General features: G+C 42.8%; 14 protein-coding genes. 9 read left to right on the plus strand and 5 right to left on the minus strand.

Going from position 1 to position 14953, the window contains the following annotated elements:
• Positions 1-3 precede the first annotated feature (3 nt).
• A complete protein-coding gene (locus tag CXF62_RS13345) occupies positions 4-759 on the minus strand; it encodes a hypothetical protein (RefSeq protein ID WP_102094756.1) in 756 nt (251 codons plus the stop codon).
• A gap of 233 nt (positions 760-992) precedes the next feature.
• On the opposite strand from CXF62_RS13345, the gene CXF62_RS13350 reads away from it, so the two are divergent.
• The 3 genes from CXF62_RS13350 to dusB all read left to right on the plus strand — a co-directional run bounded on the left by CXF62_RS13350 (position 993) and on the right by dusB (position 4944).
• Complete coding sequence (locus CXF62_RS13350; protein ID WP_102094757.1) at positions 993-1433, plus strand: HIT family protein; 441 nt, start codon at positions 993-995, stop codon at positions 1431-1433.
• A 312-nt stretch (positions 1434-1745) separates the two neighbouring features.
• Positions 1746-3791 (plus strand): BCCT family transporter, encoded by a 2046-nt coding sequence (locus CXF62_RS13355; RefSeq protein ID WP_102094758.1) that lies wholly within the window; start codon positions 1746-1748, stop codon positions 3789-3791.
• A 121-nt stretch (positions 3792-3912) separates the two neighbouring features.
• Complete coding sequence (dusB, locus tag CXF62_RS13360; RefSeq protein WP_102094759.1) at positions 3913-4944, plus strand: tRNA dihydrouridine synthase DusB; 1032 nt, start codon at positions 3913-3915, stop codon at positions 4942-4944.
• A 79-nt stretch (positions 4945-5023) separates the two neighbouring features.
• On the opposite strand, the gene CXF62_RS13365 is transcribed toward dusB, so the two are convergent.
• Positions 5024-5425 carry a DUF1622 domain-containing protein gene (locus tag CXF62_RS13365; protein WP_197707720.1) on the minus strand — a complete coding sequence of 134 codons (402 nt, stop codon included), beginning with the start codon at positions 5423-5425 and terminating at the stop codon, positions 5024-5026.
• Positions 5426-5653: 228 nt separating this feature from the next.
• Here CXF62_RS13365 and CXF62_RS13370 point away from each other — a divergent pair, with 228 nt between their 5' ends.
• The 5 genes from CXF62_RS13370 (at position 5654) to CXF62_RS13390 (ending at position 10533) form a co-directional block, all read left to right on the plus strand.
• A complete protein-coding gene (locus CXF62_RS13370) occupies positions 5654-6541 on the plus strand; it encodes an SDR family NAD(P)-dependent oxidoreductase (RefSeq protein WP_102094760.1) in 888 nt (295 codons plus the stop codon).
• A gap of 309 nt (positions 6542-6850) precedes the next feature.
• Positions 6851-7888, plus strand: coding sequence for a DUF1852 domain-containing protein (locus CXF62_RS13375; RefSeq protein ID WP_102094761.1), 1038 nt, complete (start codon positions 6851-6853; stop codon positions 7886-7888).
• Between the two features lie 54 nt (positions 7889-7942).
• On the plus strand, positions 7943-8971 hold the full coding sequence (locus CXF62_RS13380; protein ID WP_102090954.1) for a methionine synthase: 1029 nt from the start codon (positions 7943-7945) through the stop codon (positions 8969-8971).
• Positions 8972-9088: 117 nt separating this feature from the next.
• On the plus strand, positions 9089-9604 hold the full coding sequence (locus tag CXF62_RS13385; RefSeq protein ID WP_102094762.1) for a flavin reductase: 516 nt from the start codon (positions 9089-9091) through the stop codon (positions 9602-9604).
• A 113-nt stretch (positions 9605-9717) separates the two neighbouring features.
• Complete coding sequence (locus CXF62_RS13390) at positions 9718-10533, plus strand: sulfite exporter TauE/SafE family protein (RefSeq protein WP_102094763.1); 816 nt, start codon at positions 9718-9720, stop codon at positions 10531-10533.
• A gap of 146 nt (positions 10534-10679) precedes the next feature.
• Here the strand turns inward: CXF62_RS13390 and CXF62_RS13395 are convergent, their stop codons facing one another.
• The 3 genes from CXF62_RS13395 to lipB all read right to left on the minus strand — a co-directional run bounded on the left by CXF62_RS13395 (position 10680) and on the right by lipB (position 12866).
• Positions 10680-11144: a hypothetical protein gene (locus CXF62_RS13395; RefSeq protein ID WP_102094764.1), complete on the minus strand. Its 465-nt coding sequence runs from the start codon at positions 11142-11144 to the stop codon at positions 10680-10682.
• A 157-nt stretch (positions 11145-11301) separates the two neighbouring features.
• Positions 11302-11832: an inorganic diphosphatase gene (locus CXF62_RS13400; RefSeq protein WP_102094765.1), complete on the minus strand. Its 531-nt coding sequence runs from the start codon at positions 11830-11832 to the stop codon at positions 11302-11304.
• A 194-nt stretch (positions 11833-12026) separates the two neighbouring features.
• Positions 12027-12866, minus strand: coding sequence for a lipoyl(octanoyl) transferase LipB (lipB, locus tag CXF62_RS13405; RefSeq protein ID WP_102094766.1), 840 nt, complete (start codon positions 12864-12866; stop codon positions 12027-12029).
• A gap of 406 nt (positions 12867-13272) precedes the next feature.
• Between lipB and CXF62_RS13415 the strand changes: the two genes are divergently transcribed.
• Positions 13273-14757 (plus strand): coniferyl aldehyde dehydrogenase, encoded by a 1485-nt coding sequence (locus CXF62_RS13415; protein ID WP_102094768.1) that lies wholly within the window; start codon positions 13273-13275, stop codon positions 14755-14757.
• Positions 14758-14953: the final 196 nt, after the last annotated feature.

Raw genomic sequence — 14953 nt, forward strand, 5'->3', positions numbered from 1 at the left:
TAGCTACTCAATACGTTCTAATATGGCTTTGTCAAACCAAGGAAGATCGGCTTTGTCTGCTTCTAATTTTACAATGGCTGCAAGCGCATGAGTAGCCAGTAGCTGCTGATAATCACTACTAGCTTCAATCGTCAACAGTGACTCGGCAGGTAGTGCTTGCGTGTTAGGGTTTAGCTCGTCAATACTAATTAATATTTGCTTATTATTTTTATAAAGGACGTCTACACGACCAAAAAACTGCCAGTCTTTAAAAGCGGCAATAATAGCGTCGGCAGTATCTTTGGTATATATCTGCTGCGTCTCTTTACCCGTATTGGTCCAGTGTAGCCGTACAGCCAACTGCAATGCCTCACTAAAGACGACCAACGAGCCGATAATTTTCACATGCCAAGGGCTGGTCAGCAGCTCCTCGTCAATGCCGATTAATTTGGCAGCTTCATGAGCCGACATGGGTGTATTAAATTGAAGCAGTAACTCAGGAGTGAGTGGGTGCGTTTGTTTGATCGCATCATCTAAACTGTCATAGTGATACAAAAAAGGCAGTGGCAAATCTTGCGTGACAGTCTTCTTTATAATTTTACAATTGTGTATCTGCCAGCTGATGGCTTTATCAGTCAATGCTTCTGCTAATATGATAGCGTTCGGATCAATGGTTTGAGTACCACTTTCACTCTCAATATCAGAGTGTTCTTCCTGATTATCAAGGGTTGCAGCAGTATTATCCATATTTGTTTGAGTTGGCAAAGTAGGCAAATCCATAAACATAGCGTTATTAAAATAGAGGGTTAATATAACATTTTAAAGGCATGACTCGCCAATAAATTAGTGAGCTAGCATGGTTGGAATATGGCTTGATATTTTTCAAATTCGATTGTCATACTGACTTGTACTAAAGTCATATTTCGTCCACTATATGACAGACACTTTTATCTATTTTTGATAGCTATTAAGCTATTAATTAACTAATAATAAAACCCTTAAAGGAAGAAATAATGACTGAAGTAAATCAACAAACTGCTTATGATGACAATAATATTTTTGCCAAAATGTTAAATGGTGATATTCCGTATCATAAAGTGTATGAAGACGATAAAACCCTTGCTTTTATGGATATCATGCCGCAAGCAGAAGGCCACGTATTGGTGATACCGAAGCAAAAAGCTGTTGATTTGGCCGATCTTGAGCCAGAGTATGCCGCTGCTGTGTTAATGACGTCTAAAAAGGTCATGCAAGCCCAACGTCAAGTGTTCGAGCGTGAAGGTGTTATCCAAATGCAGTTAAATGGCTCACAAGCAGGTCAAACAGTCTTTCATTATCATGTGCACCTCATTCCATCAAGTATCCATGAATTGGGTCGTCATGCAGTAACCCAAGCTGATAACAATGATTTGGCAGATATTGCGCAGAAACTGGCGGCAGTGATTGATGCTTAGTTAGGAAACAGATTGCTTCTGTTTAGGTACAAAAAATATTGGTATTTATGAATTAGCGAGTATTTACAGGTTAGAAACTATTAAAACAGAGTACATATATAATTAAAAGGCAGCTAGCAAGCTGCCTTTTTTATTGTCTTGGTAATAGTCATGTAACATTCGTTAAAGTCATGTTACGAGTTGAACGCTTGTCTAGGGTTTTGGAAAAGAGTGTGATAATTATTATAACCATTCACACACATTTTCTAATCTTTGCCTTAATTAAAAATTTTCATAAAACGGCATCGTCAACTTTTGAGGATATTATCTTTCATGAGTAAATTACCTCGTTCGACTATTTTATTACCAGTCTTTGTACCTGCCGCCATTATTATGCTGCTATTGGTCATTGGTACGGCTATTAATCCTGAAGCAGCGGGTGCTCTGTTTAGTGATGTGCTTAGTTTTACGACTGAGACATTCGGTTGGTTTTATATGCTGGCAGTGGCACTGTTTTTGATGTTCATTATTGTACTGGCGTTTTCGTCTTATGGCAGTATCAAGCTAGGCCCTGATCATGCTGAGGCGGAGTACGGATTCCTTGAATGGTTTGCCATGCTGTTTTCGGCAGGTTACGGGATTGCGCTACTGTTTTATGGGGTAGCGGAACCAGTAATGCACTTTTCTAGTCCGCCAATGTCGGATCCGCAGACTATTGCTGCGGCAAAAGAGGCGATGCAAATAGCGTATTTTCATTGGGGTTTTCATATTTGGGCAATTTATGGTGTCGTTGGTTTATCACTAGCTTATTTTGCGTTTCGTCATGGTCTACCACTATCAATACGTTCGACGCTGTACCCGATTATTGGTGACAGGATTCATGGCCCTATCGGTCATACAGTCGATGTGTTTGCGATATTAGGTACGATGTTTGGTATTGCTACCAGTCTTGGCTTGTCGGTGTCGCAAATTAATGCGGGACTCAATTATCTATTGCCAGATATCATTCCAGTGAATACGACCGTACAGGTGATTGCCATTGCATTAGTGACATCAGCAGCACTGGTGTCCGTATTGGCAGGGATGGACAAAGGGGTAAAACGCTTATCTATTTTAAATATGCTATTAGCAACTGCATTGATGCTGTTCGTATTTGTTGTCGGTCCGACCATTTTTATTTTAAATGCCTTTATGGAAAATACGGGTAGTTATTTGGGTAATATCGTTGAGCGTACCTTTAGCTTACAAGCGTATGAGAATAGCGATTGGATCGGTAGCTGGACCTTATTTATCTTTGCATGGACGATTGCATGGGCCCCCTTTGTCGGTCTGTTTATTGCCAAGATTAGCCGTGGTCGTACCATCCGTGAGTTTGTACTCGGTGTGATGTTGGTGCCAACGTTCTTTACGTTCTTCTGGTTTTCTGTGTTTGGTGATACTGCCCTACATATGATTATGGTCGATGGCTATACCTCATTAATCAGTGAAGTACAAAACAACCAAGCGATTGCTTTATTTAAGTTATTAGAGCGATTACCGTTTACTGAATTTGTGTCGTCGTTGACCATTTTATTGATTATTACCTTTTTTGTGACGTCATCGGATTCTGGCTCATTGGTAATCGACTCGCTAGCGGCAGGTGGTCGCAGTGATACACCATGGTGGCAGCGTAGCTTTTGGGTAGTGACTGAAGGTGCTGTCGCAGCAGTATTGCTACTTGCAGGTGGTTTAGAAGCCCTACAAACAGCAGCTATCGTTAGTGCGTTACCTTTTGCCGTTATTATTCTGATCTCTATGTTTGGTATGTGGCGTGCGCTGCGTATCGAAGGACATCGTAATCAAAGCCTCGGTAATGACAACAGACTGCCGCCGCATTTACTCAAACCGTCTGCATGGCGCGAGCGTATTGATTATATGACCGATAAGCCAACGCGTGAAAAGGTCTTAAGTTATATCAAAGAAGTGGTTATGCCTTCGATGATGGAAGTGTCGTCTAAATTTGCAGAAACCGGCTGGACGACTGAAGTCAATTATGACGCGGTCAATAACCGAGCCGTATTAGAGCTACAGCGTGGTGACGATGTCGAGTTTTGGTATGAGGTGCGCTTATCTGAGCATGATGCGCCTGATTATTATACTGAAGACAGCGCAGATACCTTGCCACAAGAGCACCATCATCGCGCTGAGGTGTATCTACGCCGTGGTGGTCAGACCTATGACTTATACGGCTACAAATCTGAATCAGTGATTAATGACATCATCGATCAGTTTGAGAAGTATTTACATTTCCTCAATGTATCACCTGATAGCCTGCCGTGGCGCATGCAGGAGCATGATGATGACATCACACTAGAGCAGGGCAGTGTGCTTGATAAATAATGCATGAAATATATCAAAAACGAGTAATGCTTATGCAAGCTATTCACGTTAATCGCTTGCAATAAACGCAGGAATCCTTAGAATAACGGCTTGTTTTCCTTACAAATCAAGCCGTTTTTTTATGTCTATTGATTCTCCCATTTTACCTTCGTCCTCGACTTTGTCTGATCATCCGCTATTACAGCCATTAAATATCGGTGGCCTGACGATTGAAAATCGTTTGATGGTCGCACCGATGGCAGGCGTGACGGACAATCCTTTCCGCCGATTGTGCAAATCATTTGGCGCAGGTCATGCGGTCAGCGAAATGATCATCGCTGATACGGCCCTTTATGCACGCAAAAAATCCTTGTACCGTGCCAATTTTGACAATGAGATTGCGCCTATTTCGGCACAGATAGCAGGTGCTGAGCCGGACAAACTGGCTGAAGCGGCACGATATCAGATTGATAATGGTGCACAGATTATCGATATCAATATGGGCTGTCCGGCCAAAAAAGTTTGTCGTAAGCTGGCAGGCTCTGCATTGTTGCAAGACGAAGATTTGGTCGCGCGATTGTTAGATGCCACGGTCAATGCCGTTGATGCACCTGTCACGCTAAAGACACGTCTAGGTTTTGAAAACGGTCGTGAAAACATCTTACGAGTCGCCAAGCGTGCTGAGCAGGCAGGCATTGCAGCGATTGCTATTCATGGCCGTACACGTGAAGACATGTATACAGGCAATGCACGATATGAGCTAATACGCGAAGTCAAAGAAAGTATCAGTATTCCTGTCATTGCCAATGGCGATATCGATAGCGCACAAAAAGCCCAACACGTGTATGAGATGACAGGCTGTGATGCGGTGATGATTGGGCGTGCTGCACAAGGGCAACCGTGGATATTTCGCGATATTGAGTATTTTTTGCGTACTGGCGAGCGCCCAGAGGCACCGAGCGTTAGTGAGATAAAAGAGATCGTACTGGCCCATTTGCAAGAGCTTTATGATTTCTACGGGGAGTACTCAGGCTGCCGTATCGCTCGCAAACATATCGCATGGTATACGACAGGTATTCCAAACTCTAACGCCTTTAGACAGGCGATGTATGGTGAAGAAAGCACGGCTGGACAGTTTAAAGTGGTCGAGACTTTTTTGCAGGCGCACGAGTAGTAATCGTTTAAATTTTGTTTTATAAACCAGTGCTAATCATGTCTATGCATCGCTTTTTGATGGCATTTTTATCCAACAGCTATGCTTTATCAATTGGCACAGTATGATTATCAGTATCAGACGGTTTATCAGGCGCAGGTTTTCTATTTTGCCAAGGGAATCGACCTTCTAGTTCAACCTGTAATGATAAGCTTAAAAAGGTTCGAATCAGTACGATAAAACCTAGCACCAGTACGCTGCGTAGCGATGGCTCGGTGACGACAGTAGCCACGATATCAGCGGCGATTAGTACCTCTAACCCCAACAATATAGACTTGCCTACGGTCTGTCTGATCTCTACATAAGTATCATTATTAAAATGACCAGACGCTCGAAAAGCTCTATATAAAGCAAGAAATAGTCCAAAAAACATAATGAGGACGCCAATGACTTCGATCATTTTGGCAATTAAGTCGATATAGTGAGTTAGTGTGTCTATCAAAGCAGGTACTCCTCGTAATGGATTAGAAAAAAGCATAGCACTTAACACTTAGTACTTAGTAATTAACAACAAGCTAAAAATGTATTTATAAATATTTATGTTGACGACGAAATTTGTAAAAGTTCCGTTAGCTAACGCCCACTATGGTTTTGTTCACTCCCTACGACATTTTTTTGCTATGCTATAACCGAATGCCAATAACTATAGAATAAACGAAAAGGACTTTTTATGGCCAATCTCTCGAAAAAAGCAATTACCAAAGCTGTCAAAGGTAAGAATATTATCATCACAGGTGCTTCAAGTGGTATCGGTGAGCGTACGGCTTTTTTGCTCAGTGAATGCGGCGCGCATGTTATTTTGCTGGCCCGTACTGAAGATAAGCTAAAAATGGTCCAGGAAAATATTGAAACACTTGGCGGCGCGGCCAGCTACTATCCATGCGACCTTACCAATATGGATGAGATTGAAAAAACCAGTGAAAAGATTTTGGCTGACTTTAAGCATGTTGATGTACTAGTCAACAATGCGGGTCGTTCGATTCGCCGTTCAGTGCATGAATCGGTCAACCGTTTTCATGATTTTGAACGTACCATGGAGATTAATTATTTTGGCGCCGTCAAAATAATTCTTGGCTTCTTGCCGACGATGATTGGTCGCCAGACCGGTCAAATCGTGAATATCTCTTCAATTGGGGTGTTGGCAAACAGCCCTCGTTTTTCAGCGTATGTCGCGTCAAAGGCTGCCTTAGATGCATTTAGTCGCTGTTTGGCTGCTGAAGTTAAAGGCGATAACATCAAAGTGACCAATATCTTTATGCCACTTGTGCGTACCCCGATGATTGCGCCAACCAAGCTATATCGCTATATGCCAGCACTGATGCCTGACGAAGCAGCGATGATGGTCGCAAAAGCCATCGTTCATAAGCCAAATAGTATTGCTAGTAATATGGGCAAATTTGCATCAGCGACTTATTCACTAGTACCAGCCTTTAACGTTGGCGTCCAGTCCATTGGTTATCGTATTTTCCCAAGTTCGACCGCTGCGCAAACGACTGATAGCAAGCCTAACCTTGCTCAGCGTGCCTTCGCTAAAATCCTTCCTGGTGAGCATCACTAGAATCGATGTGTTATCAGGCTCAAATTTGAATAAGAAGGATACTACGGTATCCTTTTTTTATGCCTTAAAAATATTCTTAAGCAGTATAAAAGCCTTCTTCGCCGCCAGTATGGGAAGGGGTTAGTTATACGTTAAATGAACCCTTAAAATTTCCGCTGTTAAATTTCCTTTATATCTAAGTTTCAGTAAGATGAATGAAATTCATCTTATGTTTAAATTGTATCGTTTTTATTCATGTTTAGATTTCGGTATGATTCACCTCATACACAGATTTGGTTTTATCTCAGATAAATAAGGTAGCGGATCACCATGAGTAAAGAATTCAATTGTTCAATTAAGCACATTCGTTTTGACGAAAACTATCAGCCTGCAGATAGCACGCGTTTGACGACTAACTTTGCAAATTTGGCACGCGGCGAGCACCGCCAAGAGAACTTACGCAAAACGTTAACCATGATCAATAACCGATTCAATGCATTGGCGCATTGGGACAATCTGACAGCAGATCGTTATTCTGTTGAAGTTGATATCATCTCTGTCGATCTAGATGTTAAAGGCAATGGTCAGACATTTCCTATTATCGAAACGCTAAAAACCACGATTGTGGATCACAAAGAAAACAAGCGTATCGACGGTATGGTTGGCAACAGTTTCTCCTCTTACGTGCGTGACTATGATTTTAGTATTGTGTTACCAGAGCATCGCGACAAAAACCTAGCATCCATAACGCCAGATAATTTTGGTGAGTTGCATGGCAAATTGTTTCAATACTTACTGAACTCAGAGGCTTACAACGCTCATTTTCACAAAAAACCAGTGATTTGCCTGAGCGTGTCAACCAGCAAGACTTACTATCGTACTGTCAATCAGCATCCTGTATTGGGCATTGAATACAAGCAAGATGAATACTCGTTGACCGACGACTACTTTCATAAAATGGGCTTAACGGTACGTTATTTTAAGCCTGAGGGTAGCGCCGCGCCATTAGCGTTTTATTTTGCAGGGGATTTGCTAAGTGATTACACCGATCTTGAGCTGATTAGTGCAATCAGTACTATGGAGACCTTTCAAAAGATCTACCGTCCTGAGATTTACAACGCCAACTCAAGCGCTGGACAAGTGTATCAACCTAGCCTGAATTACCAAGATTATTCATTGACTCAAGTAGTCTATGACCGCGCTGAACGCAGTCAGATGGCAGTGACCCAAGGCAGATTTACTGAGACGCATTTTATCAAGCCGTATCAAACCATCCTTGAGGAATGGGCTGCAAACTATGATGTAACAGGCGATACTGCTCAAAAAGAAGCCGCTGACAAGAAAACGGCTAGGAAGCAAGCAGCTTAACTGAGCATCACTCATCAACATAATAAAAAATAAATTAATTAGAAGATAAATCGTATGAAATTATTATTACCGACGTCTACCGCTGGCAGCTTACCAAAACCTTCTTGGCTAGCAGAACCAGAGAAAATTTGGTCACCTTGGGCGTTAGAGGGCGAGCAGTTGCTTGAAGCCAAGCAAGATGCGCTGCGTGTATCATTGCAAGAACAACAGCATGCAGGGATTGATATTGTCAGTGATGGCGAGCAGACCCGTCAGCACTTTGTGACGACATTCATCGAGCACCTTGATGGTGTTGACTTTGAGAAGCGTGAGACGGTCAAAATTCGTAATCGCTATGATGCGAGTGTGCCGTCAGTTGTCGGTGCCGTGAGCCGCCCGAAGTCCGTGTTCGTTGATGATGCCAAGTTTTTACGTCAGCAAACCGATCAGCCAATAAAATGGGCGTTGCCAGGGCCGATGACGATGATTGATACGTTATATGACGGTCATTATAAAAGCCGTGAAAAATTGGCTTGGGAATTTGCTAAAATCCTGAACCAAGAAGCAAAAGAATTAGAGGCGGCTGGCGTTGATATTATCCAGTTTGATGAGCCTGCATTTAACGTGTTCTTTGATGATGTGAACGACTGGGGTATTGCGACTTTAGAGCGCGCCATTGAAGGCCTAAAATGTGAGACAGCTGTCCATATTTGCTACGGCTATGGCATCAAAGCCAATACTGATTGGAAAAAGACACTGGGCTCAGAGTGGCGCGAATACGAAAAAGCATTTCCTAAACTGCAACAGTCGAAAATCGATATCATCTCACTGGAGTGTCAAAACTCACGTGTGCCCATGGATCTGATTGAATTGATTCGTGGTAAAAAAGTGATGGTTGGTGCCATTGATGTGGCAACCAACACTATCGAGACACCAGAAGAAGTGGCAGATACGCTACGCAAAGCGCTACAATTTGTCGATGCTGACAAGCTGTATCCTGCGACTAACTGCGGCATGGCACCTTTGTCTCGCCAAGTCGCACGTGGTAAGCTCGCAGCACTAAGCGCTGGTGCTCAAATCGTTCGTCAAGAACTGACTGCTTAGAGTCTAGCCGTTTAGGAAATTCTATTTAAGGAATTTCCTTTGCAAAACTAAAATTGAAGCACAATTTTTTAACGTTATTTTTTAACGTTATTTTTAACGTTTCTCGGGATTGAAGCAATGATTAAAGATAGGATTGACGCGACCGACTTTAGAGATGCCATGTCTTTGCTAACGACTGCAGTCAATGTGGTGACCACAGCAGGTGAAACGGGCGTACATGGGTTTACAGCATCGGCAGTATGTAGTGTCACAGACACACCGCCGACCTTGCTGGTCTGTATGAATCAAACGTCTCGGTCACATAGCTACTTTCTGGAAAATAAGGTTTTAAGTGTCAATGTGTTAGGCGCGCAACATGAGCAGCTATCCAATGCTTTTGCCTCTAAACTGTGTTCAGAAGAACGATTTGAATATGGTTCTTGGACACAATTACAAACAGGCGCTCCTGTGTTGGAGGATGCCTTAGTCAGCTTTGATTGTGAGATTGAACAAATTCAAGAAGTCGGCACGCATAGCGTCTTTATGTGCCGCGTTGTTGCTATCAACCAGTCTGAGCCACAAGGCGGAACTGATGAAGGGTTGGTTTATTTTAACCGTGCCTATTCTAGAGTAGGGCAAGTAGAGCTTATTTAATCTAATACCTATTATTCAACACCTAAGCCTATGGGCTATTGCTCGTGCAATATTGAGCAGTCGTTTAACTATAATTATCATCTCATTCAATCTAAATAAGAAGTAACTATCCTGTGGAATTAATAACTTTTTTAATAATAGGGGCGCTAGCAGGATTTGCTGCGGGGCTATTTGGAGTGGGCGGTGGCACTATTATCGTACCACTGCTATTTATCGTCTTTACACAAATGGGTTACAGTCCTGACAGTATTATGCACTTGGCCTTGGGTACTTCACTGGCGACTATTATCGTTACATCCATAAGCTCGCTCATGGCGCATAACAAAAAGGGCGCGGTCATGTGGCCTGTCTTTAAAAATCTGACGCCAGGCTTAGCAATAGGGTGCTTTTTAGGGGCGGGGATCGCAGGACAGATATCTGGGTTGTATCTCCAGTTGATTGTTGGTGTGTTTTTGCTTTGGGTTGCTTATAAAATGTTTATGGGTGGTAAGAAGAAAGCAAATAACGATGCTAGCAATGTCCATATAGCCTTGCCTTCAAAGCCTAAACAGCTAGCAGCAGGGGCGGGTATCGGTATCGCTTCTGCTATTTTTGGGATTGGCGGTGGTAGCTTAACCGTACCTTATCTCACCCGTTACGGTGTAGTGATGCAAAAAGCCGTTGGAACCTCAGCCGCTTGTGGATTGCCTATCGCGATTGCAGGTGCGCTAGGGTTTATGTTCTTTGGCATGCAAGCTCAAGTCGACGTGCCCAATACGATTGGCTTTGTTCACATCTATGCTTTTTTAGGCATTAGCATCATGAGCTTTTTCATGGCCAAGCTAGGCGCAAAAGTCGCTCACGCATTATCGCCGCAGTTGCTGAAAAAATGCTTTGCAGTACTGTTGACCGTCGTAGGCTGTTACTTTTTATATAAAGGATTGTTCTAAGTGATTTGAGATTAATGGACGCTTGAAAAGATTCAAGGGCAGGTTTTCAATTAGCATACCGACTAGCTACATTCTTAAATTGTAGCTAGTCGGTATGCAGTTTTATAGAAGGTATGTTGATTCAGTCCTTTATTTAGCTAAATCACTTAACCAAATACTCGCCATAATATCAAAAATATTCCTATCATCAAGACAGCGATCACGAGCAGTCGTTTTAGCCAATAAGGTAGTAGAGGTTTCTTGTAGCCTAAGTCATTCAATTGACTATCGACACCATCTTGCAGCCCCTTAAACCCTTGACTCTGTTTGGTGGTTTTAACACGGTTTTTTACCAATGGTCCAGGCTCGTCTTCCTCTTGCTCTCTATCAAAGCTGATGGCTTGATTTGGAATGCCTTGTTTACTAGCGATGGTGTTGAGCTTCTGTTGTTGCTTTACTTTCAGCTGGGTCTCATAAGCATCAATTCTACTTTTGGCTTCATCCATACTGATATTTTCGTCTGCCGCCAAAGTTTTAATGGCCATTACTAGGTTGTTTTTTTCGACCATCATAATGACGTCTCTTGGCAACTTGGTATTGACCGGTTTTGCGCTAGGGTCGGGGTTAAACATGACTGTCCTTATTACGGAGTATAAGTGTGAATGAGTAATATGCTCATTATAACCATGTTAGATAATCAATGTTCAAGCAAAAAAATACCGCGGCCACTATGGTGACTGCGGTATTTTATTATTTATCGTTATTGGCAGTTTTGCCAATATTTGATAATTATAGATCTTTCCAACGTTGGATAGACTCTTTGATGACTTCTTTCGCTTCTGCGACATCGCCCCAAGATTCAACAACCGTCGTACCAGCTTTTTTCAGGTCTTTGTAATGGCTGAAATGGAACTCTAACTGGTTGATTAACTGCTTTGGTAGGTCTTCTAAGCTGTTGTAAGCATTGCCTGTATCACGGTCATCAGCAGGTACGACAACGATTTTGTCATCTACTTCGCCATCATCAACAAACTTCATGACACCGATAACTTTGGCTTTTAAGAAAATACCAGTCGGTAGTGGCTGCTCAGTCAATAGCAATACGTCAAGCTCATCGCCGTCTTCGTCAAGTGTTTGTGGGATGAAACCATAGTTACAAGGTTTGGCAAAAATCTGTGGATCAATACGGTCAAGCTCAAATACTGCTAATTCGCGATTCCACTCAATTTTATGGCTGCTACCAACTGGGATCTCTACTACTACGTTGATGATGCCGCCGTCTACGTCGCCTGCGTCCAAAATTTTGTTAAAATCTGCCATAAAATGCTCCAATTTGCTTTTGTTTTAAATGTTTGAATAAGGGGCTGAGCTAGGGATCCAGCAAGGATAGTTGCTGCGTCCGATTTGTACTGCATGCGATTATAGCAAGTTTGTACTGAATTTTCTCTTAATGCTTAAGTCTAAGCGTGCAAGATATTATGCAAAAAAAGATTATGCAAAAATAGGCTCAAAATTTACTTAGGCGCGATAGCTCGCAACTCAATCAGACCAGCATGGCGCTTGGCGATGTTATCAATAAGTTTTTGAGTGACTGTCTCATAGCTGAATGAATCGCTCATTTGCTGTTTAGACTGCGCCTCTAGCTCTGTTTGCTCTGAATCTGTCTGCATGGCTACAAAGTCAGACAGTCGCAACATTTGCATGCCGGCATAGCCACAAGGATTGATGGCGTTAAATGAAGACAAGTCACAATTTAAATTAATCGCAATGCCATGGTAGCTAAAGCCATGCTTAATCTTAAAGCCTAGCGAGGCCATTTTGCCAAGCATAATCTTGTTATCAAGATTGCTATTGTCTGTAGCGGTGCTGTCATCTGTTGCAGCAGTATCTGCATATAGGTAGACACCAGGGGCATCGCGGCGCGCATGAGCACTGATATTGTCGCTATTAGATGGTGAGCTACGCAAACAGTCATTGATGACATCTTCTATCGCTTGCTCAGCATGGGAGACAAGATTGCGCACACTCCATTTGAGGCTGTCTAAATCAAACAACCAATAGATTACTAACTGCCCATGACCGTGCCATGTCACCTGACCACCGCGATCGGTCTTGATGATAGGCGTATCAGTGCGCTGTAATATGTGCTCTTCTTTGCCTGCCTGTCCAAGCGTGTAGACATCGTTATGATCGACAATCCATAATTCATCAGGCGTACGTAGGCCTTGTTGCTTTTTTAGATCGATACGTTCGAGGGTGCGTGCCAGCATCGCATCGAGAGTAGGGACATAATCGGCCGCTGATAGAGATTTGCTGACAAGCGTATCATTGAGGAGTTGTGTGTCATTTTGCATGAGAGTATCTGTCTTATTATTATCAAGTTTAAAATAAATAATGTTCATCGGTAGTGTAGCAGTTTTGGCGACTATCGCCCAAAGATATATACTGTCGCAATGTCTGCAAGTGGCGTAAATGCTAATAATAAACAGCTAGCAATTGATGACGAAATAATAGGTATAGAACAGTGGCAAGTGGTTCATAGCGGTACTGCTAGTACAGACGCAGTAGTCAACCAAAGGTGCTGTTCATTGCTCAGTCGATGCGCTACATTAAAGTATGATGAATGGAATCTGATGAAATTTATAGTCAGAGTAGGTTATCAAAGAGCGCACCTGACTAGAAAGATAGAGCCTCTAACCCAATATAATGTAGTGACTACAAACCTTATGACTATTACTATGATTATGACAAGGAAGACAAATGACAGATAGCAACCAAAGCGCTCATGAGCAGCCAGTGACCGAGACAGGTTTTGCGCTGCAGCGTGTGCCTGAAGCACTAAGTACGGCGACGACTATCGATGAGATGAAAGCGCAATTTTCACGCTTGCAAATGTTAAGCCGTACCCAGCCAATCAATGATTGGGGCACACGTACGACGCAGCTAGACAATCTAGAAGTGATGCTTAGCGATAACCAAGAGAGTTTTGCAAAGGCGATTAGTGCAGACTTTGGCTATCGTAGCCAGTCAGAGACGCAGTTTGCTGAGTTGTTTCCTAGCTTTACCGGTATTAGCCACGCCAAGAAACACGGCAGAAAATGGATGAAAGCCCATCGTGCGCCGATTTCAGCGCTATATATGCCAGCCCATAATGAAATCCAGCCTCAGCCATTGGGTGTGGTCGGTATCATGGTGCCTTGGAACTATCCGTTATTTTTAGCAATCGGCCCGATGATTGATGCAATCACCGCGGGCAACCGCATCATGGTCAAGATGAGTGAAGCTGCGCCGCAATTTGCTCAGACGTTTGCTGACGCCATTGCTCGTTATTTTTCGCCAGATATGATCTGTGTGGTGCTCGGTGAAGTCGAGATTGCAGCCGCCTTTAGTGAGTTACCGTTTGACCATCTGCTGTATACCGGATCGACTGCGGTGGGCAAAAAAGTCATGGCTGCCGCTGCACCAAATCTAACGCCAGTGACGCTTGAGCTTGGTGGTAAATCACCAGTGATCGTACTAGATGATGCCAATCTAGAGTCTGTCGTCAATCGAGTGATGATGGGTAAGACACTAAATGCTGGACAGACGTGTATTGCGCCAGATTATGTCTTGATTCAGCGCCAATACCATGACCAGTTTATCGAACTCGCAAAAGAGTGGATGACCAAGCATTATCCTGATATCGAAGAAAACCCAGATTATTCTCGCATTATTAATGGTGAGCAGTTCAAACGGGTAAAAGGCTATCTAGATGCGCTAACAGGCGGCGAGTTACATGCGTTAACTGCCGTTGAATCTAATATAGAGACCCGTTTAATGCCGCCAGTCATCGTCAGCGAGCCTGAGCCTGACAGCGACCTCATGCAAAATGAGATTTTTGCCCCGATTTTGCCGCTGATGCATTATGAGACGCTTGATGATGCCATTTACTTTGTGAACTCGCGTCCACGGCCATTGGCACTATATGTGTTTAGTGACAATTACAGCAGTATCGAAAACGTGCGTAACAATACGGTCTCGGGTGGCTTATGTATCAACGAAGTTTTGATACATGTGGCTCAGCATGACTTGCCGTTTGGTGGCGTGGGTGACTCTGGTACTGGCGCATATCATGGTAAGGCTGGCTTTGAACGCCTCAGCCATATGAAGCCGATTTTTGTACAAACCAAGCTCAATGGTCTGAATTTATTATTGCCGCCTTATGGTGGACTGTTTAAAAAGGCAATGGCGTTGTTCTTGAAATAACTGTCTTTAAGATAACCGCTTTTAAAATGACCGTTCTTAAAATAATTGTCTTTAGAGTAACTGTTTTTGAAGTAGACGTTTTATAGTAGCTATAGAAATTAATAGTGACCTTTTTAATCGATATCATGACCAATAGCATCTATCTAGATAGGTGCTATTTTTTTGTCTAAAATATGACTTCTCAAATATAGATTTC

It is taken from the genome of Psychrobacter sp. MES7-P7E (assembly GCF_002863645.1).
GTDB lineage: Bacteria > Pseudomonadota > Gammaproteobacteria > Pseudomonadales > Moraxellaceae > Psychrobacter.

What these genes read in the sequence shown, in the direction of transcription:
- CXF62_RS13345 (WP_102094756.1), bottom strand. Translation starts at nt 759, where the DNA reads ATGGATTTGCCTACTTTGCCAACTCAAACAAATATGGATAATACTGCT.
- CXF62_RS13350 (WP_102094757.1), top strand. Translation starts at nt 993, where the DNA reads ATGACTGAAGTAAATCAACAAACTGCTTATGATGACAATAATATTTTT.
- CXF62_RS13355 (WP_102094758.1), top strand. Translation starts at nt 1,746, where the DNA reads ATGAGTAAATTACCTCGTTCGACTATTTTATTACCAGTCTTTGTACCT.
- dusB (WP_102094759.1), top strand. Translation starts at nt 3,913, where the DNA reads ATGTCTATTGATTCTCCCATTTTACCTTCGTCCTCGACTTTGTCTGAT.
- CXF62_RS13370 (WP_102094760.1), top strand. Translation starts at nt 5,654, where the DNA reads ATGGCCAATCTCTCGAAAAAAGCAATTACCAAAGCTGTCAAAGGTAAG.
- CXF62_RS13375 (WP_102094761.1), top strand. Translation starts at nt 6,851, where the DNA reads ATGAGTAAAGAATTCAATTGTTCAATTAAGCACATTCGTTTTGACGAA.
- CXF62_RS13380 (WP_102090954.1), top strand. Translation starts at nt 7,943, where the DNA reads ATGAAATTATTATTACCGACGTCTACCGCTGGCAGCTTACCAAAACCT.
- CXF62_RS13385 (WP_102094762.1), top strand. Translation starts at nt 9,089, where the DNA reads ATGATTAAAGATAGGATTGACGCGACCGACTTTAGAGATGCCATGTCT.
- CXF62_RS13395 (WP_102094764.1), bottom strand. Translation starts at nt 11,144, where the DNA reads ATGTTTAACCCCGACCCTAGCGCAAAACCGGTCAATACCAAGTTGCCA.
- CXF62_RS13400 (WP_102094765.1), bottom strand. Translation starts at nt 11,832, where the DNA reads ATGGCAGATTTTAACAAAATTTTGGACGCAGGCGACGTAGACGGCGGC.
- lipB (WP_102094766.1), bottom strand. Translation starts at nt 12,866, where the DNA reads ATGCAAAATGACACACAACTCCTCAATGATACGCTTGTCAGCAAATCT.
- CXF62_RS13415 (WP_102094768.1), top strand. Translation starts at nt 13,273, where the DNA reads ATGACAGATAGCAACCAAAGCGCTCATGAGCAGCCAGTGACCGAGACA.